The sequence below is a fragment of the Mesorhizobium sp. M1A.F.Ca.IN.020.03.2.1 genome (assembly GCF_004023205.1).
Lineage (GTDB): Bacteria > Pseudomonadota > Alphaproteobacteria > Rhizobiales > Rhizobiaceae > Mesorhizobium.
Genome location: NZ_RZSV01000112.1, coordinates 1 through 17,992 on the forward strand (window position 1 = coordinate 1; position 17,992 = coordinate 17,992).

Genomic DNA, 17,992 nt, shown 5'->3' on the forward strand with positions numbered 1-17,992 from the left:
ATGCGGCGACCAGCAGCGCGCCGGCGACCAGCCCGAGGCTGCCGAGCGTCGTGGCAAGCCGGCCGGTCGATTTCGCCTCGCCCAAAGCGCCGCCTCGTCGTTTCACCGGATCATACATTAGGCGCCGATGACATCGCTTGAAAAGCAAGGCTTTGCGTTAAGTCTCGCGCAACCAATGCGGCCTACAATCGAGCATCGGATGTCGAGGGGGATGACATGACGCGCAAGCCGACACTGCTCTTTGCCTTCCCGGCTCTCATGCTGTTCCTGCTGGCGGCGGAACGGACGGCGACGTTTCTGCTCGGAACCTATTCGGCCAGCCCGACCATGTGGCGCATCTGGCTCGAGCTGCGCCCCTTCTCGACGATGTTCTGGCAGCAGGTGGACTTCTATCTCGGCGGCTCGATGGCCGTCGATGCCGCCGTCATCGTCGTTGCGTCAGGCGCCTGCTGGATGGCTTGCCATGCCAAGAGATCCGCCGGCTTTTTCCTCGCCAACCATGCCGCTCTGATGTTCGCCGGTCTGATGATAGCGGCCGGCAGCCGTTCGGAAACGGCGAGCACGATCGCCAATTTCACGGCGCCGCGCGGCTTTCAATTCTCGCTGGCGATCGACTTCAGCTTGAAAAACTGCATGGTGCTGTGCCTTGGCCTTGCGGCCTGCGCCTATTGCCATGTCGCCTTCCTGCGCGAGGCGAGGCTGCGCGCCGAAGCCCGCGCCGTCCGCATCCTGGCGCTGCAGCGTGATCTGTAGACCCCGCTGATCGGAATGCCTTCCGCTATCGCCCGATGCCGCGTCAGTTGATCTTCTTGTAGTAGACTTTGCCGTCGGCCTGCTGGATGCGCTGATAGGACGGATTGGGTCCGGGCGGCGCGGCCTTGCCCTTGAATGCCGGCGCGCCGACGGAGGGGTTTTCACCTGCCGAGGCCTCGGCCACGGTCGTGTTGGCGAAACTGGGCTCTGGCGCCCGCGGCGGCTCGGCGTCGGCGGCGACGGGCTGGCTCTGCTCAAGCCGGGAAAGATTGCCGTTTATCTGGCCGAAACTCGCCTGCAGCTGCCGGTCCAGCGTCTCGAACCGGCTCTGAAAGCCGTTGTTGACGGTATCGATGCGCGCGCCGATCCTCTGCTCGAACTGGCCGAGCTGGTCCAGCCGCGCCTCCAATGCCCGAAGGTCGTTGACGCCGCGATAGAGATAGAAGGCGGCGGTGACGTTGATGGCGGTGACGAGGACCGCGCCGGCCGCGACCACGCCGATGGTTCTCGCCCGGCTCGGCCTGCCCGGCGCCTTTTCCCGTTCGCTGAGTTCGATTGCCGGAATATCCGCCTCGCTGATCATCGTCATTCAACCACCACCTTTGCGCCCACCGCGACGCGCTTGAAGAGATCTATCACATCCGTGTTCGTCAGCCGAAAACATCCGGACGTGCCGTCGAAGCCGACACCTTTGGGATCGTTGGTGCCATGGATGCGATAGAGCGTGTCGCGCCCGTCGCGCGACAGATAGAGCGCCCTGGCGCCGAGCGGATTGTAGGGACCGGCGGGCACCATCGCCGGCAGCTCCGGCTGGCGGACGCGCATTTCTTTGGGCGGGCGCCATTCCGGCCATTCGGTCTTGGCTGCGACCTTGACGGTGCCGGTCCAGCCGAAGCCGTCGCGGCCGACGCTGATCTGGTAGCGCAGCGCCTGGCTCTTGTTCGTGACCAGATAGAGCGCCTTCTCGTTTTTGCGGATGATGATCGTTCCCGGCTGCTCGCCGGTCTGCAAGGCGACCGTCTTGCGCAGGCTGGGGCCCATGGCGGGAAGCGGCGGCAGTCCCGATCCGGCTTCCGCGAGATCGCAAGGCACCGCCAGCGCGATGCCGATCAGGCAGGCGCCGGCCAGGCGTGTCGCTATCCGCCGCATTTGCGTTCTCGCAATTCCTGATGGAAAACCGCTGCCCGGATCTCCTGGAGTTGCTCTAGCGCTGGGCATTGTCCAGCCGCTCCTTGAACATGCGCTTCAGGTCCTTGTTGAAGCGGGCCCGCCCGTCCACCTCCGAGGGCAGGATGGCGCGGTTCAGCGCGTCGGCCAGCAGCGCGTTGTCGAGCACCAGCGACTTGATGTGCGGCGCCTTGAAGATCTTCTCCAGCTCGCTGCGCGAGAAGTGGTTGCCGAACCATTTGCGCTTGTGCTTGTTGGCGACGAGCGTGATCGAGACGCCGTTGCCGCGCAATTCGCGGATCTTCTTGTAGAGCCGCTTGCCCTGCCTGAGCGAGGCGACGTTGAGCTCGAAGACGATGAAGATCTCGTCGCTGGTGCGCAGCACCGACTCGTGCCACGGCGTCTCGATGTTGGGCAGGTCGATGACGATGTCGTCGAAGCGGTAGGCGACGAGGTCGAGCAGCCGGAAGACGAAATCGGCGCCGCGCGGCTCGAACGGCAATTGCGGCCGCTCGAAGGAATAGAGCGTGAGGCCCGATGGCCGCGACAGCTTGATGACGTCCATCAGCTCGACATCGAGCCGCTCGGGCTGGCCGATGATGCCGGCGAGGTCGAACTGGTTGAACTGGTTGAGATAGGCGCCGCAATTGGCGCTCTGGAAGTCGAGGTCGACCAGGCAGGTCGACGCCGCCCGCTCGGCCGATTTCGACGCGAGGTGCTCGGCCGCCGAGATGGCCAGCGTCGTCGCTCCGGCGCCGCCGCTGGCGGCAATGAAGGTGACGATGCGGCTTTTGGTGCCCTGGTTGCCGGTGTCGTGGAAGGTGACGGCGTTGAGCAGCTCCTTGGCGTCGAGCGGCTTGTGCAGCCAGTCCGACGCATTCATGCGCACCAGCACCCGCGTCTGCTCGGACGTCAGCTCGCCCGAGACCGCTATCAGCGGCACCGAAGCCCAGGTCGAACGCGCCTCGACAAGGGCATTGTTGCCGAGCAGCTCGCCGTCGCCGAGATCGAGGATAATGATGCCGGGACGTGCATCGACCGGCGGCCCCTTGAGGAACTCGACCGCCTCCGAAACCTTGACGTCGTAGATCGCCAGCGCGTCGAGCCGCGTGGTTACATCGTGCCTGAAATTCGCATCGGACGAAAACAGCGCGACCTGCTTGCGTTTCGTCGGCAGCACTCTGGTGTCGATGGCGTTCATGGCGATGTACTCTTTAAATCTTCACCCGTTACTGTACTGAGCATGGAAGGCATGGTCATATCGCCGAACCCGAGCAGACCGCCCAGGAAAAAGAACTGGAAGTTGATGTTCTGCAGGCTGACGGTGATGGTCGGAACCGGGCCACCTTGCCGTGTCTGATAGCCTAGGCCAGTAGCTGCATAGGTCACGACGATGTTGTCGCGATTCAATCTAGGAAAGAACTGACACATACCGGGGCGTTGCCCTGGCTGCACGACAGGACAAGTATTGTCGTTGGTCTCGGCGGTGTCACCGCGAAAAATTCGACTGAAAGCGGCGGAATTGAATATCGCCGTATTGCCGTTGCACGAGCCCGTACTGCCAGAATATTTGCATTGGAATGAGTACGTTCCGGCGGTGATTGGCGCCCCCGGATTTGTAGCTGGATCGGCCGCCGCAAGTGTCATTGCGTTTACGGCGGGATCCGAGATCGACGCCAAACGTGCGCCTACCTGTACTGCCTTGGTCGCCGCGTTCCATTGATAGAAGGCATAGCCAAAATCGACGAAGCCGAGGGTGAGGGTAAGCAGCAAAGTTATGGCGATGGCCATTTCGACCATCGCCGCTCCCTCCTCCGATCTTGCGAACCGCTTGAGCATCATCAGAATCGGATCAACCGCTCCTGATGACTGGCCGTCAGCGTGATTGGGCCGATATTGAGCAGCGACAGCCAGCCGACGCCACTATAATTGATGGTGCCCGAGGCCGTGACGATGCAAACCTGGGACGTCGTCGATAGGTAAAGGACGGTGCCAGTGCCGGGATCCACAGTGTTTTTGCAGTCGGCCGGATCGGCGATTGTCACCGTGACATCCGATGTCGTCCAGCCTTTGATGCGCGCCGGCGGGGTCCCGGCCACATTGCCGAAGACGATGATGTTGGTGGCGACATTGGCGCAGTTGATCGCGGCGAGCCCGGCATCGGTATAAAGCTGGCTATTGCAGCGCGCGGCGAACCGCGCGCCATCGCTGAGCCCGGCTTCCATTAGAAGCTTCTGATGGATTAGATTGCCGAACTCGAACACGCCTGCCGACAGGATGAACATCAGTGGCGCGACGATCGCCATCTCGACCAGCACGGTGCCGCGCTCATCTCGGCGGAAACGACGGACCATGCGGGACAATGCCTGCGCCATGGCTGTCACCGATAGAGCTGCGCTTCGTCGCGCAGGAATTTATCAAGTGTCCCTTGGCCCTCACGACCGGTGACGTCTACAAGCTCGACCCTGATGGTTTGGTCCGAACCGCTTTCGACCGTCTCCGTGATAAAAAAGCTGGCGAAGGCCTCGACTGGTAGCGGCGGTGAGGAGTTGCCACCGCCCATCAAGCCGGCCGCTGCCAGGGCCTGACAATTCAGGATGGCGCCATAGAGGATGCGGCGGTCTGGATTGGAGACCGAGTTATTCGAACAGGCCGGTGTCCCGCGCTCACCGCCGTTCGATGGGTGGTTAACGATGCCCTGCGCGATTTCGTAGCGGTAGACGCTGTAGCGGGTCGGCTGGTTGGTGTTGCTCGCCGGGTTCACGCCATCGGCGCCGACGGGTTTCGAGACGCTGACAGGGTTGGTCGTCGTTGCAAAATTGGTGCTCCAGTACTGGTCAAAGTTCCAGTTGCCATCACCCACGCGGCCGTTCGCTATCGAGCAGCCGGTCGAAAAGCAGTTGTCGCGCGGGAAGGCATCATACTTGGTAGGGTCTGGCGGGCTGGCGAGATCAGCGTTGCAAGCATTCCCATTGCCCTTCGACGGCATCTGATAGCCTTTGCGCACGTTTTCGCCCGGCGCGTAGTCGGCATTGTTCTTATTGCCGTTCATCGACCCGTTGTAGACGTCGAAACGCACGTTCAAAGCGTCTCGGACCGTGGCGATGAAGCCCGGTCGCAGGAGGACGCCGCGCGAATTGTAACAGGCTGCCGACTTGGTCTTGGCGATCATGTCCCTGATCGCATTGGCGCCGCCGGTACCGTCCGGTGGTTGCAGGAACCCATAATTTCCAGGCGAGTTCTGCGCCGTATTGCCTCCCTGCTGGCGCAGCTCGATGAGACGGCGCCGCTTTGTTGGGTCAGCCGCCACGGAATAGATGGTGTCGCCCGAGCCCTCGTACGGGTTACAAATATAGACCGGCGTGAAATCGCAGACGCCACGGGTGAAGCCGGCAACCGAAACCGATCCCACGTTGAAGGAGTTGTCGCTGGTGTTGCCGCTGATGAACGAGATCGGGAACATCGACCAGAACCCGACCGGTGTGGCGGTGACCTCAATGTAGCGGGCCTCGAGCGCCCCGGCCACTTCGTCTGTGATGATGTTTGCGGACGTGATAGGAAGAATGTCTGAGGCTGGCAGCGACCGCAGGTAGCGTCTGGTCACACCGGCAGCCTGAAGAACCTGGTCGACGCCGGTTGGACCGGAGAATCTGTAGTGGTTGGTCACCAGATTTGCGAGCGCCCTATCGGCCCTGGTGATTGAATCGGCGCGGCCGTCGAGCTCGGCCGCGGCGGCGAGCGCCATGGCATCAGAGCCCTTCTGCAGATCATTGTGCAGGTTGTTCGCGCGGCTCATGTCTATAGCAAGGACCGAAAGACCAACAATAGCCGGCAGCATGATGGCGACAAGAATGAGCGCTATGCCCCCTTGGTCGTGCCAGAACGCGCGAATAACCCGCAGCATGGCCTTACCCTTTACCCCTATGTAGCAGGCTCCTCGAACGCCCGCTTCACCGCCTCATTTCACTCATTGCTCGCGCTCGACGTTCCAACCGTCATGTTCGTTGCCGGTGCCGCCGCAGCCGTCGGCGGAAGCTTATATTTCTGAACGACCGCGACGGACCGCGCCCCGTCGCCTTCGATCTTCGTGTTGTTGGAAGCTGGATTGTACGGATCAACCGTCTGCAGCAGCTGGTTGGCTTTCTGCGAATCGCCCGACGCTAACGTCATCGTGTCGTAGTTGTTCAGATAGTCCGCGGCGCAGCCTCCAAGCAGGCTGGAACCGAGCAGGACGAACAGGAGCTTATTTCTTGACATAGACCAGCTTGTCCTTCGATTTCACATCCAGCATGTGGCCATAGGGACCAGTGACGCCGTCGCCCAGCTCATACTTCCTGATCATGTCCTTGCTGACTTCGAGCTGGCCGAGCAGGAAAAGTTCCGGGTCGTTGGCCGGCCTTGTCTTGTCGAATGGCGTCGCCAGTTGTTCGCCGGGCTTGACCGGCCGCACCAGATGCGGCGTGACGATGACGACCAGCTCCGTCTCTTCCTTCTGCGTGCTCGAATTCTTGAACAGCGCCCCGATGATCGGCACCTGGCCGAGCCATGGCACCTGGTCTTGAAGCCTTGTGTTCTTGCTGGAGAGCAGCCCACCAACCGCGAAGCTCTGACCGTCGCGTAGGTTGACTGTGGTCGCCAGCTTGCGGTTGGTGAAGATCGGATCGCCGGCGGGCGTGAAGCCGGTCAGGTCGCTCACTTCCGGCGCAAGCTTCATATGGATCTTGCCGTCGTCGAGCACCACCGGCGTGAAGTTCAGATTGACGCCGAACTGCTTGAACTGGATCTCGATCTCGCCCTGGCTGTTGACGCTGCGGATTGGTACTTCGCCGCCGGCGTTGAAACTCGCGGTTTCGCCGGAGACCGTGGTGAGATTCGGTTCGGCCAGCAGTCGCACCAATCCCTTCGACTCGAGTGCTTCGATATACATGTCGACTTTGATGTTGCTGTCGATGACGCGCGTCAGCAGTGCTCCGAACGGAGTGGAGTTGGAAAGGAGGCCACTGAGCAGCGTCCCTGACCCAAGCACTGCACCGTCTTCATCGACCGCGGCAATGCCAGTGCCAACCTTTGACGTTCCGCTCCTGTTCGTGCTCTTGAATGACACGCCTAGGTCACGGCCGGCATTTCGCTTGGCCTCCAGGATGCGTACCGAAAGATTGACCTGCTCGCTGTCATCGATGGTGACGGCGTTGATGATCGAGTCCGGCCCATATTGCTGCGTGACCTCGACGATTTGCGCCAGGGTCGCGGCGTCCTTGACATGGCCGCTCAGCCGAACTTTGCCGTTGATGGAGCCGATTTCGATGCGCGCCTTCGGCGCCACCTGGCGGATGGCGGCCGCCATGTCGCTGACATCCTGGCCGACCTCGATCTGGATGGCGCCCAGCGAGCGCTTGTCCTCGGAAAACAGATTGACGGTGGTGGTGCCGAGGCTCTTGCCGATGATGTAGAGCGTCTTGTCTGTCATCGGCTGCGCATCGGCGATCTTTTCGTCGCCAACGACGATGTCGCCCAGTGTGGCGTTCACCTGGATCGTCGCCGATTGCGAGACGGGGATGAACACGCGGTGTAGCGACGGGCTCGACACGTCGATGAAGCGGTCGGCCGCATGAACCGCGAAACTCAACGGCAATGCACAGGACAATACCAAAGCAGCCGCCGTAAGTGGTCCCCAGAACGCACGCATCTACGCTACCCCCTCGCTGGCTGATTCGGACCCCTCACCCTAATATGCCAGCGTTACTTTTGTCGCGGCACATCGTATGTTTCGAGTTTTACACCTCGAAAGACACCGATTGTAGCGCGGGCCGGCGGTTCCGGCTGCACATATTTGACGACTTCCTTGACAACTTGTTGCACCTGTGGTTCGGGCGCAACAGCAGGCGTCGGCTTGACTTTGCTCAATTCGTCAATCTGGCTTCCGACCCGCTCCACCGCTTGGGCCAATCCATCGATCTTGTCGTTGGCGCGCTTACGCTCTTCGGCGGCGGCGGCTTCCGCGGCCTTCTGCCTGTCGAGTTCCGCCTGCCGTTTGGCAACGTCCTCCGGAGTATCGCCGACCAGGTCGGCGAGCGTTACTCGCTCTGTCGTTTCTCCCCGGCTGCCTGCTGCCTGCCTCAGGGCCAACGACAACTGACCCGCTCCGGCGGCTAAAGTCAGCTTCTGCGCGTCCTTGGTGTCGACTTCGACCGTCACTGCCTTGGCCACGGTCGGGCTGTCCTTGCTTTCGTCGGCGACCTGGTCGATTGCCAGCACCTTGACGCTCTGCAGGAGCACGTCGACAAAACTCTTTTCCCCGCCGCCTCCGTCGCGGACCGTGCGCGTCAATAGCACATCGACCCGGTCGCCCGGGAACACGAAGCCGGCGACGCCCAGCACGTCGTTGACGCGAATGGACACGGCCTTCATGCCCTCTCCCAGCACCGCCGACAGGGTGGCCCGCTGGCCTGGTCCGGTGATCTTGGCTGAGAGGATCGGTTCGTTGGCACTGATGGATTGTAGCGCCTGCCTGGCTCCATTGCCGGCCAAGGCATCCTTGATAGTCTTGAAAGACCCAGACGGGACTGCACCGGCGGGCCAAGGAATTTCGCGCAATTTGTCGGCGCTCAATGCATCGCCGAATTTCAGCGGCATCGCCGCGACTACGATGGTGCTCGCTTGCACGCCATTGGATTGCGCCATGGCGTTGCGCTGGTTGGCCAGCCAGATATTGGCGAGCACGACAGCCAAAACACCGAACACGCCGGCGAGAACAATCATTATAACTGTATTGGCGCGCATGAGCCCAACCCCAAGGCCTTATTTTGTTCGACCGCATCGCCCGACGCGGCCCGTCCTAGTTGTCAGGCCCGGATTGCCTTCACCGGGCCTGACAACCTCGCGTTGCTTAGCTGCCGACGCCAGCGCCGCAGGTGCCAATGCCGCTGGCATTCAAGGTGGTGCACAGGCCGGTAAAGCGGCCGTTCACCCACAAGCCAATGCCGACGATGATGAGAATCGCAGCGCCAGCAATGATGCCGACCAGAATAGAATATTCGACCATGGCAGCGCCGTTTTCGTCGTCGCGGAACTGCCGGGCCATCGTCATGAGCTTCTTCATGCCAATTTCTCCCTTTGGAGGTTTGAACCCGACGAGACAGAGCCAAGGAATGAACCCCATACCAAAGCATCCCCCGTCACGTTCAATCCTTGTCCCACAAAAAAGGCGAGTCAAACGGATTAACAGTCCCTTAACCTTTCAATACTGGATTTTTCACTCCTTCAGTTTTTACAAATGCTTGATTCGCTTCGATTTTCAACCCGTCTTAACCATTCATTCACAATTCGGCCACAACCGTGCCGTCCCGCGTACAACATTAGATATATAACATATCCCTTTATATTAAGGAGGTTAGAGGGCGCATTGCCACGGATATCGGCAAAGGTCCTAGGACCTTGGTCGGTAGGGAGAGGCAGTGCAAAATAAAACGGTTTCTCATAGCTCGATTTCTTAACTATGTAACAAGTAATACATCTAGTGTGGCCTTCAGGCCGCTTGTGCCCGTCGTGGTTAATGCTTAGTTTCAACGTCGGGGAAATCAGCAGGGTTCGGTGACATGTTGGGGCGCTTCATCAAAGGATCGAATGAGCAGCGGGCCCCGCAGCCGGCACCAGTCGTCCCTGCATTGAATGGACCGGTGAACGTGCTCGCGACAGAAGCCGATCAGAATGACGATTTCCTGACGCTCAAGGTCGAGCTGCATAGCCATCTCATTGACCGGTTCAACCTCGCAGTTCTCGAAACTGCGTCAAAGGACGAGATCCTCAATGAAATCCGGCCGATCGTGCGTGAATTCGTACGCGGCCGCAACGTGCCGTTGAATGCGCGAGAACTGGATCAACTAACCAGCGACACGGCGGACGAGATGCTGGGGCTGGGTCCGATCGAGCCCTTGCTCAAAGATGATTCGATCGCCGATATCCTCATCAACACCCACGCGCGAGTATTCGTCGAGCGCCGCGGCGTGCTCGAGGAGACCTCGATTCGCTTCCGCGACGAGGCGCATCTGCTGCGCGTCATCAACAAGATCGTTTCGAACATTGGCAGGCGAGTCGATGAATCCGCGCCGATGGTCGATGCTCGCCTGGACGACGGCTCGCGCGTCAACATCGCGGTCCGCCCGATCTCGGTCGACGGTCCGCTGGTGTCCATCCGCAAATTCTCCAAGCATCCCTATTCGCTGGAACGCTTGATGGCATTTAATTCGATCCGCCAACCAATGATCGACCTTCTGCGGATCGCCGTGCAGGCGCGCAAATCGCTCCTCGTTTCAGGCGGCACAGGCAGTGGCAAGACGACGCTGCTCAACGCGCTTTCGAGCTACATACCGGCCAAGGAACGCCTAGTTACGATCGAGGATGCGGCGGAACTGCAACTGCAACAGCCGCATGTCGGTCGGTTGGAAACCCGCCCCCCCAATGTCGAGGGCAGGGGGGAGGTTCGCCAGCGTGAGTTGTTGAAGAACGCGTTGCGCATGCGGCCGGATCGCATCATCGTCGGCGAGGTGCGCGGCGAGGAGGCCTTCGACATGCTGCAGGCCATGAACACCGGCCATGAAGGCTCGATGACGACAATCCACGCCAACACGCCGCGCGATGCCATATCGCGCCTGGAGCAGATGGTCGGCATGGCCGGTATGCCGATGACGCATGAATCCATCCGCGCTCAGATCGCCTCCGCCATCAATATCATCGTGCAGACGCAGCGCCTTTCCGATGGTGGCCGGCGCGTCGTTTCCATCTCAGAGATTACCGGGATGGAAGGCAATGTCGTCCAGCTCCAGGAGATCTATCAGTTCGTCCGTCGGGATGTAGCCCCGGACGGCACCATTGTTGGCGAGTTCCGCGCAACCGGTGTTCGCCCACGATTCGCTCAGGAGGCGATAACGCTAGGACACCATTTCGCAAAAGACGCTTTCAATCCGCAGGTTCCGCTTTGATGCCGACGGGTCAGACTCTACTTTACTTCGTCTACGTTTTGGCTGCTGCGTCAGTTATCCTCGCGGCCGAGTCGTTTTATTTGTCCTACGCTGCGCGCCGTGTCCGAGCCGGTACGATTAATCGACGTCTCGCGCGGCTCACTGAGGAAGCCCCAGCGGAACAAGCGCTGCAGGGCTTGCTGCGAGAGCGCGGATTGACGGCGTCCGGTGACTACATTTTCGGCATGATCGCCTTGAACCGATTGTATACGCAGTCGGGTGTCACTGGAAATCCCTTAGTATTCGCTTCGCTGTTTCTATTGGCAGGACTGGCGTTGGCACTGATGTTGCCAATGATGTTCGGGTTTTCGTCGGTGGCTGGGCTGTTGGTCTTTTTGATTGTGGGGATCGCGCTTCCGTTGCTGGTGCTACGGCGCGCGCGCAACAAGCGCATCCAGAAATTTGCTGCACAGCTTCCCGACGCACTCGACATGATCGTGCGTTCGCTGCGAGCCGGGCATCCCACAACTGTAGCCATGGGGCTTGTCGCTCGCGAAATGCCGGACCCGCTCGGCACCGAATTCGGTATCGTTTCGGACGAGATCACATTTGGGCTTAGTCTTGAAAATGCGGTTCGAAAACTGTCGCAACGCGTCGGTTTTGAGGGCCTGCACCTGCTGTCGGTGTCCTTATCGATTCAGGCCAAGACTGGCGGCAATCTTACCGAAATCCTCGCAAATCTCTCAACCGTGTTGCGGGAGCGCCAGAAGCTACGCTTGAAGATCAGGGCATTGTCTGCTGAAGGCCGGGTCTCGGCCTGGATCATTTCCTTGTTTCCACTAGTGATGTTCGGCCTCCTCATGATTATCGCTCCCAGCTACTACGGTGACATTTGGAACAATCCTCTCCTAATGCCTGCTTTCGTGATCTTTGGGGTCTGGGCCCTGCTGGGTGACTTCATTATGTACCGCATGGTCAACTTCGATTTTTGACGGGAGCATAAACCTGTTTTCGAGTATCCAGAATCTAGGCTTCCTGATATCCATCGCAGTGTTCCTGGCAGCGGCGGCCCTTTTCCTGTTCGTCGCGCTGATCTTCCTCCCTGCACTTCAAACCCGGAAGCTGGTCTCGCAGAGCTTACTGTCAGAAGGGATCGCCAGCCGCCGATCGCTTGCCGGGCAGGACCAACTCGCCAAGATTGCAGCTCAGCGTCCAGTCGATGCATATTTCCGTTCGGTCGAGAAGGAGCGTGGTGAACCGAATGCCCTGGAGGCAAAGCTCTTTCGCGCAGGATTCTATCAGTCTAGCGCACCGGCTGTTTATACGCTGTCGCGCATCGCGGCCGTGGGCATTGGCTTTCTTGGTTGTTACGCTGGATTGTCAGCTGTCGTCCCACCGCAAATTCCAGGAATTTTTGTATTCGCAGTGGCAGCTCTGTTTGGTCTTGCCTGCTTAGTCATTCCCAGCATCGCGCTCGATCGTTTCGAAAATGGACAGAAGGAAACTTATCGTCGTGGGTTTCCCGATTTTATGGACATGATGATCACCTGCGCCGATGCCGGCATGAGCTTGGAGGCGGCTGTCGAGCGTGTGACAACTGAGTTGGCCGGCACGCATAGATGGCTTGGCATCCAGTTGTCGATCATGAACCTGCAACTGCGAGCCGGCAAGCCTCTTCGGGAGGCCCTACGCGACCTCGCCGATCGACTGGGGCTTGAGGAGGCGCGCGCTCTGGCCGTGCTGTTCCGGCAGTCGGAAGAACTGGGCACGAGCCTCACGGAAGCTCTACGCGTCTACAGCGACGAGATGCGCAGCAAGAGAATTCTGCGCGCCGAAGAGCGGGGCAACGCGTTGCCGGTGAAGATGATGATACCGCTCGGCGTCTGCGTGTTTCCTGTGGTTTTGATGATTGTCCTGTTGCCGATCATCATTCGAATGAAGGGCATTTTCTTCTAAGCCGTCGTATGCTTAGGTTCTGAACTGAGTCGGGGGACCCCTGGGGGACAGAATGACAGGGAAAATACGCCTCGCGGCCGCTGCTGGTGTGTTGACTATGTTGCTGGCCGGTTGCCAGACCGATCCCAGCGACGGTGTCGTGCGCACCAACGAACCCGCGAAAGGCGATTACACCGCCTTCGGCGACGCCTTTGATGGGCTGAAGACGGTCAGCGATGTCGACTACTATGCCTCGGACCAGGCGGTCACCGAGGCCAAGACCCAGTTTCGCTCCGAGAACTACGGCAATGCCGGCGCCTTGTTCTACAAGGCGACGCGGCTGGCGCCCAACGATGGCGTCGCCTGGTTGGGCCTCGCCGCTTCCTGCGACCGCATTCGTCGTTTCGATCTTTCCGACATGGCTTATAGGCGGGCCTACAAGCTGCTCGGTGCGACCCCTGAATACTACAACAACGTCGGCTATTCCTATCTCCTGCGCGGCAAGCTGCAGGACGCGCGGGCGAATTTCCTCAAGGCCTATGAACTCGCCCCCAACGATCCAACCGTGGCCAACAATCTGAAGCTTCTGTCGTCCAGCGTGCGGAACATCGAGCGGTCATGAGCCTTTTGCTTGCCGCGTCGCTGCTGCTCAAGGCTTTAGCCATTCCACTGCTTGCTAGGGTCGCCTGGGTCGATTTCTCGACCCAGAAGATCTCCAACCGCGACGTTCTACTGTTGCTTTGCCTGGGCCTCGGTTCGCTCCAACTTTTGTCGGTTCAGGCGGGGTCATGGTGGGACATGGGCTTGAGCGCCATTGCCGGCTTGGTCCTGTTCATCGCGCTCTTTCCGTTCTGGGTTCTGCGCAAGGTCGGTGCCGGCGATGTGAAGCTGATGGCGGTCACACCGTTTCTGATTGGAGGAAGCGGTCTCGTCGTCTTTTCGGTGTTTCTGCTGGGTTTCGCAGTCGCTACAGCGGTCCTGGTAAAGAATCCTTTTCTTTTGCCGGCCGGGATGTTCCGCCATTATGTGCAGCACCTGGATCGCAAAGGCGTCGTGCCTTTCGGCGTGCCAATCTCGGCAGCTGCGATCTGCACGATCGCGTTTCAGATCTATGCCAATGTGGCACTGGCCAGTAGCTCCGGGGTTCTAGGGCAGCTTAACTAGCCAGCGCTTTCAAAACCCCGCGGTCTGTTTCTCCACCAGCTTCAGTCTACCTTTCTCCACCTTGAAAAATGGCATCGATCTTTGGCTCGAGCCGTCGGCGCGGAAGCGGAACAGGCCGGTCGAGCCGCGGAAGCCGCTGGCGTTCTCGAGCACCTGTTTGGAGAAACCGTTCGGGCCGACCGAGCTTGCTATGCCGGCCGACATCGCCACCATATCGTATGCGTAGGCGACGTTGACGTCGGGCTGGTAGTTGTAGGTCGCTTTGAAACGGTCGGCGATCGGTCCGCTCTCGCTCTGGTCGAGCGTCGCGATATAGGCGCCCTCATAGAGCGGATCGATCGGGCGCTCGAGCCAGCGCTCGGTGCCGATCAGGTTCACGGCCTTGCCAGGAATACCCTTCGCCTTAAGCGCCGCCAGCACAGCGACAGGGCTGCCGTCGCCGCTGGCGACGACGACGGCGTCGGGCGCCTCGACCAGCGAGCCCATGTCCGACACCACCTTGGCGGCGTCCGACGCCGAATAGGGAAGCGTCACGGCAAGCGTCGCGCCATAGATGCTGAGCGCGTTGGCGACCCGCGCCTCGACGGCGCCGGCGTTCGCGCCCGCCGGCACCAGGAGCACGAATTTCTTGGCGCCCTTGCTGGCGACCGCTGCCGCGCCCGCCGCCGCGCTGTCGGCTTCGCTGAGCCGCACCGAATAGACGCCGGGGCCGCCGGCGAAATTGTCGGCCAACGCCAGCACCGGCGGCCGCTGCGTGCCGGAGAGCTTGGCAAGGTGCTGCGCCGCCGCAAGCCCGGCCGGCCCGATGACGATTCTCACGCCGCCCGAGGTGATCGCCTTCACCGCCAGGTCCTTGGCATAGCCGCTGTCGCCGCGCGTGTCCTCGATCGTCAGCGTCACCAGCTTGTCGCCGAGATCGGCCATCGCCAGCCGCGCGGCATCATACATCTTCCTGCCGTTCTCGCCCGCGCTGCCGGGGGCGGAGAGCGGCAAAAGCATGGCGATCTTGGTCGAGCCCGTGCCGAGCGTCAGATTGGCCTTGGGGGCGGCGGTCGCTGCGGAACTGGCGGTCAGCTGCGCGGGCGCGGCGGTGGTGGCTCCGGCCTGGCTTGCCGGAGCGGCGATCGCCGCGGGATCCAGCACCTCCGATGCGCCGTTCTTCGACTGGCAGCCGGAGATCGCCGCGACAACGGCAAAGGCGAGCGCCGCAGCAATTCCAGGAAAAGTGCGCAGCGGTTTCCCGTCCGCGATTGCGCAAAAACGCATAGCCGGACCAGTTCGGCGTTTCCCGGAAACGATGAACCGCTCCAACGCTCGCGAAAACCCGCGTCGGAAACGCCGCGCCACGCCGGCATGCGTGGCGACCCACGCCGGTCGCACGCAAGCGTCGGCCTCGGCGCAGGCTCTCTTGGCCATCATCGCAGCTGGTCGGCGCGCCCGTCAGCTCAGTGCATGTACTCGACCATGCGGTCGTGGAAGCATTCGCACTTGTTGAGGTAGTCCTCGTCCTTGTAGTTGGTCTTGAGATAGCCATAGGCCTTGCCGCAGGCGACCTTGGCTTCCGAGGCCCAGACGAAGGCGGGGCGCGACGAGTTGATCCATTCCGGGCTGTTGGCGACGGCGACCGATTCGTCCATCAGCTTCACCACATGGTCCTTGAGCTCGACCATGTTGTCGGTCAGCACCAGGTCCGAGGTGCCGACGGTGCGGCAATAATTCACCGCCGGCTCGCCGATGATATCTGCGGCAAAGCCGGTCGATCCGGCGAGCAGCACCGCCACGGCCGAAGCCAGCAGTCTTGCGGAATGTTTCATGTAAGCCCCTCTCCAAATTGCGAATTCACGGTTCGCTAACGCTTAGCATAGCAGCACGGCCGCGCATAAGCACTAAATCGTGGCCGTGTGCTGTTGATGGTTCGTGTCGTCGTAAAGGATGTTGATTGTTCCGGCCGCAGGCGCGTTCTGAAGAACGGCGACATCGACGAAGTTGGCGGGATTGCCCGAGCCGCTGGCGTCCACGCTCACCGTATTGGTTTCGCTGTTATAGTGGACGTAGTTGTTGATATTGCCGGCAGGCGCGGTGTCGAACAGGGCGCTGAGGTCGATCTTGTCGCCCTCCGAGCCGTGGTAGTCGGTGATCAGATCCTTGATGTCCAGGCTGTCCAGCTTGAACGTATCGGCGCCCGAAGTGCCGGCCATTGTCGACGCAGCTCCGGAAGCGGCGCTATCGAAATTGCCGAAGCCGATATCGGCGACCGCCCCCGTCTCGCCGTTGGCGGTCGTGAAAGTTGCTTCGCCATAGGTCAGGACCGAGCCGTCGGCCGAAACCGAATGCTGGTTGTTGCTTTCCAGTCCGATCTCGACGATGCCCAAAGCGGCAAGGCTCTTGAACTCACCGGGGTCCGACACGCCATTGCCATTGGCATCCTGCCAGACACCAAATTGCGCGAAGTCGTGGTCGGCGACGGTCAGCTTGCCGTCATGGTTCGTGTCGTAGACCTGCTCGAGCGCGGCAAGGTCGGTCGCAGCACCCGGGGCGTGTTGGGTGAAGGCGATTTCCGAACCGTTGTTCACCTTGCCGTCGCCATTGAGGTCGATCGCCAGGATACCGTCATGCGAATCTACCCAGGCGGTCTTCGAGGCGACACCATCGCCGTTGTAGTCGAACGAAACGGTGGAGTGCGTGAGATCGGTGGTCTGGATTCCGTCGTGGTTGAGGTCGAGCACCACCGGGGTGGCGACGGCGAAAGGCGTCAAGCCGTCTTTGACGTGAACAGTGAAATTCGCCGTTCCAGTCTGGTCGCCGTCACCGTCCGTAAGCTGCAGCGTCACCGGAATCGTGTGGTCGACCGTGGTCGATGTCACACCGACGTCCGTGAGGTTGAGCTTGGTCTTGCCCGAAGACTCGTATGCGTCGACCCAGGCGATCTGCAGGCCTGCAGGCGAATTGATGGTCAGCGACGTCGCACCGGTCGTTGGAATGAAGGAAGCGGTGCTTCCGTCGGTGTAGTGGGCGACGAACTCGACCTTGTTGCTGGCGCTCACCGCGTCGAACGAAAATTTGGCATAGCTGACATTCGCCATGGTGATGGCCGGGGGCGTATAGCCGCCAGCGCCGTCGTAGTCGTTCGGCGCACCGAAATCGAAGCGCATGAACTCGCCCGCGTCGAAGTTGTTGTTGCCAAGTCCCCAACCGGCGGTCGAGCCGTTGACATTGGACGTCTGCGCGAGCGACGGATCGCCGCCTGCCAGCCAGGCAGCCTCATGAGCTCCAGTGAAGATGCCGCCGGCATCCGTGGGCGCCCAGCCGGTCACCATCACGATGTTCTGACCGCCGGCCGTGACGACGATGGAGTTGCTGGGGCCGGCGCCGAATGAACCGCTCGAGGCAATGGAGACATTGCTTGTCATGCCGTCAAGTTTGGCCAGCAGATCGAAGGTGTATTGCCCCGAGGTGCCGGCCGCGGTGTTCACCGTGACCGTGAAGACCGCCGTGTCGCCGGCGTCGTGGCTTCCGTTGTTGTTGTTGTCGGCGTAGGCCGTCAGCACGTTGCCGACCTGCTCTGTGACAAGATTGTGCCCATTGGAGGTCAACCCGGTTGTATTGACCGTGATTGTCATGGCCGCGCCGGCGCCGTCAGCACCGGGAACGAAATTGATGGCCCCGACGGCGGGCGTCTGCGCGGGGTCGTTGCTGGCCTGCTGGCTCTGCACGCTGTTCAGCGTCGGCACGTCGTCGACGATGTTGACGGAGAGCGTGCCGGTGGCGTTCTGGCCGTCCTGGTCGGTGAGCGAGACGGTCATGTTCTCGAACAGGCTGTTGGTGCCCTGGCCGGCGGCATGCGCCTCGTTGTCGTTGAGCGTGTAGGTGTAGCTGACGACGCCGGTTGCGGCATTGTAGCCGGTGACGTTGAGCGTGTTGCCGAGCGCCGTGGTGAAGGAGCCGGCGCTGAAGACGCCGTTGGTGATGAAGGCGTGGCCGTCGATGCTGAGCGTGGCGATGCCGTCGGGCGAGGC

Annotated in this window: 19 protein-coding genes; 6 read left to right on the top strand and 13 right to left on the bottom strand. The window is 60.9% G+C overall.

All coding sequences use genetic code 11. The annotated features are described in order from the left end of the window. Window positions 1-216 precede the first annotated feature (216 nt). Window positions 217-753: a hypothetical protein gene (locus EOA79_RS18315; RefSeq protein WP_095802505.1), complete on the top strand. Its 537-nt coding sequence runs from the start codon at window positions 217-219 to the stop codon at window positions 751-753. A 43-nt stretch (window positions 754-796) separates the two neighbouring features. Here EOA79_RS18315 and EOA79_RS18320 read toward each other — a convergent pair whose 3' ends face one another. The 10 genes from EOA79_RS18320 to EOA79_RS18365 form a co-directional block, all read right to left on the bottom strand. Beyond that, entirely contained in the window at window positions 797-1,342 is a 546-nt protein-coding gene (locus EOA79_RS18320; RefSeq protein WP_095826447.1) for a hypothetical protein, read from the bottom strand. Continuing rightward, window positions 1,339-1,902: a L,D-transpeptidase gene (locus tag EOA79_RS18325; RefSeq protein WP_095826446.1), complete on the bottom strand. Its 564-nt coding sequence runs from the start codon at window positions 1,900-1,902 to the stop codon at window positions 1,339-1,341. The genes EOA79_RS18320 and EOA79_RS18325 overlap by 4 nt, the downstream gene beginning before the upstream one ends. A gap of 55 nt (window positions 1,903-1,957) precedes the next feature. Then, entirely contained in the window at window positions 1,958-3,121 is a 1,164-nt protein-coding gene (locus tag EOA79_RS18330; protein WP_095826445.1) for an AAA family ATPase, read from the bottom strand. Next, window positions 3,118-3,720 carry a TadE/TadG family type IV pilus assembly protein gene (locus EOA79_RS18335; protein ID WP_245322565.1) on the bottom strand — a complete coding sequence of 201 codons (603 nt, stop codon included), beginning with the start codon at window positions 3,718-3,720 and terminating at the stop codon, window positions 3,118-3,120. Before EOA79_RS18335 ends, EOA79_RS18330 begins: the two co-directional genes overlap by 4 nt. A 41-nt stretch (window positions 3,721-3,761) precedes the next feature. Then, entirely contained in the window at window positions 3,762-4,295 is a 534-nt protein-coding gene (locus EOA79_RS18340) for a TadE/TadG family type IV pilus assembly protein (RefSeq protein WP_095826444.1), read from the bottom strand. Window positions 4,296-4,300: 5 nt separating this feature from the next. Further along, window positions 4,301-5,824, bottom strand: a complete 1,524-nt coding sequence (locus EOA79_RS18345) for a pilus assembly protein TadG-related protein (RefSeq protein WP_095826443.1) — start codon at window positions 5,822-5,824, stop codon at window positions 4,301-4,303. A 59-nt stretch (window positions 5,825-5,883) separates the two neighbouring features. Continuing rightward, window positions 5,884-6,177, bottom strand: a complete 294-nt coding sequence (locus tag EOA79_RS18350; protein ID WP_095826442.1) for a hypothetical protein — start codon at window positions 6,175-6,177, stop codon at window positions 5,884-5,886. Beyond that, the gene (locus EOA79_RS18355; RefSeq protein WP_245322564.1) at window positions 6,164-7,546 is read right to left on the bottom strand and encodes a type II and III secretion system protein family protein; all 1,383 of its coding nucleotides are present in this window, start codon (window positions 7,544-7,546) and stop codon (window positions 6,164-6,166) included. The genes EOA79_RS18350 and EOA79_RS18355 overlap by 14 nt, the downstream gene beginning before the upstream one ends. Before the next feature lie 113 nt (window positions 7,547-7,659). Next, a complete protein-coding gene (gene cpaB / locus EOA79_RS18360) occupies window positions 7,660-8,700 on the bottom strand; it encodes a Flp pilus assembly protein CpaB (protein ID WP_127215760.1) in 1,041 nt (346 codons plus the stop codon). Window positions 8,701-8,806: 106 nt separating this feature from the next. Continuing rightward, window positions 8,807-9,019 carry a Flp family type IVb pilin gene (locus EOA79_RS18365; protein ID WP_095826439.1) on the bottom strand — a complete coding sequence of 71 codons (213 nt, stop codon included), beginning with the start codon at window positions 9,017-9,019 and terminating at the stop codon, window positions 8,807-8,809. A 496-nt stretch (window positions 9,020-9,515) separates the two neighbouring features. Between EOA79_RS18365 and EOA79_RS18370 the strand changes: the two genes are divergently transcribed. From EOA79_RS18370 to EOA79_RS18390, 5 genes are read left to right on the top strand one after another with little or no spacing between them, the layout of a single operon-like run. After that, window positions 9,516-10,898, top strand: coding sequence for a CpaF family protein (locus EOA79_RS18370; protein WP_095826438.1), 1,383 nt, complete (start codon window positions 9,516-9,518; stop codon window positions 10,896-10,898). Further along, complete coding sequence (locus EOA79_RS18375; RefSeq protein WP_095826437.1) at window positions 10,898-11,869, top strand: type II secretion system F family protein; 972 nt, start codon at window positions 10,898-10,900, stop codon at window positions 11,867-11,869. The genes EOA79_RS18370 and EOA79_RS18375 overlap by 1 nt, the downstream gene beginning before the upstream one ends. A 13-nt stretch (window positions 11,870-11,882) precedes the next feature. Continuing rightward, a complete protein-coding gene (locus tag EOA79_RS18380; RefSeq protein WP_095826454.1) occupies window positions 11,883-12,833 on the top strand; it encodes a type II secretion system F family protein in 951 nt (316 codons plus the stop codon). Between the two features lie 52 nt (window positions 12,834-12,885). After that, window positions 12,886-13,434: a tetratricopeptide repeat protein gene (locus EOA79_RS18385; RefSeq protein ID WP_095814209.1), complete on the top strand. Its 549-nt coding sequence runs from the start codon at window positions 12,886-12,888 to the stop codon at window positions 13,432-13,434. Beyond that, on the top strand, window positions 13,431-13,976 hold the full coding sequence (locus EOA79_RS18390) for a prepilin peptidase (protein WP_095826436.1): 546 nt from the start codon (window positions 13,431-13,433) through the stop codon (window positions 13,974-13,976). Before EOA79_RS18385 ends, EOA79_RS18390 begins: the two co-directional genes overlap by 4 nt. A 9-nt stretch (window positions 13,977-13,985) precedes the next feature. On the opposite strand, the gene EOA79_RS18395 is transcribed toward EOA79_RS18390, so the two are convergent. The 3 genes from EOA79_RS18395 to EOA79_RS18405 all read right to left on the bottom strand — a co-directional run. Next, window positions 13,986-15,242 (bottom strand): ABC transporter substrate-binding protein, encoded by a 1,257-nt coding sequence (locus EOA79_RS18395; RefSeq protein WP_128293141.1) that lies wholly within the window; start codon window positions 15,240-15,242, stop codon window positions 13,986-13,988. Window positions 15,243-15,421: 179 nt separating this feature from the next. Further along, entirely contained in the window at window positions 15,422-15,790 is a 369-nt protein-coding gene (locus EOA79_RS18400) for a hypothetical protein (protein WP_095826434.1), read from the bottom strand. A gap of 72 nt (window positions 15,791-15,862) precedes the next feature. Beyond that, on the bottom strand, window positions 15,863-17,992 hold a 2,130-nt coding region (locus EOA79_RS18405), incomplete at its 5' end, for a type I secretion C-terminal target domain-containing protein (RefSeq protein WP_128293143.1).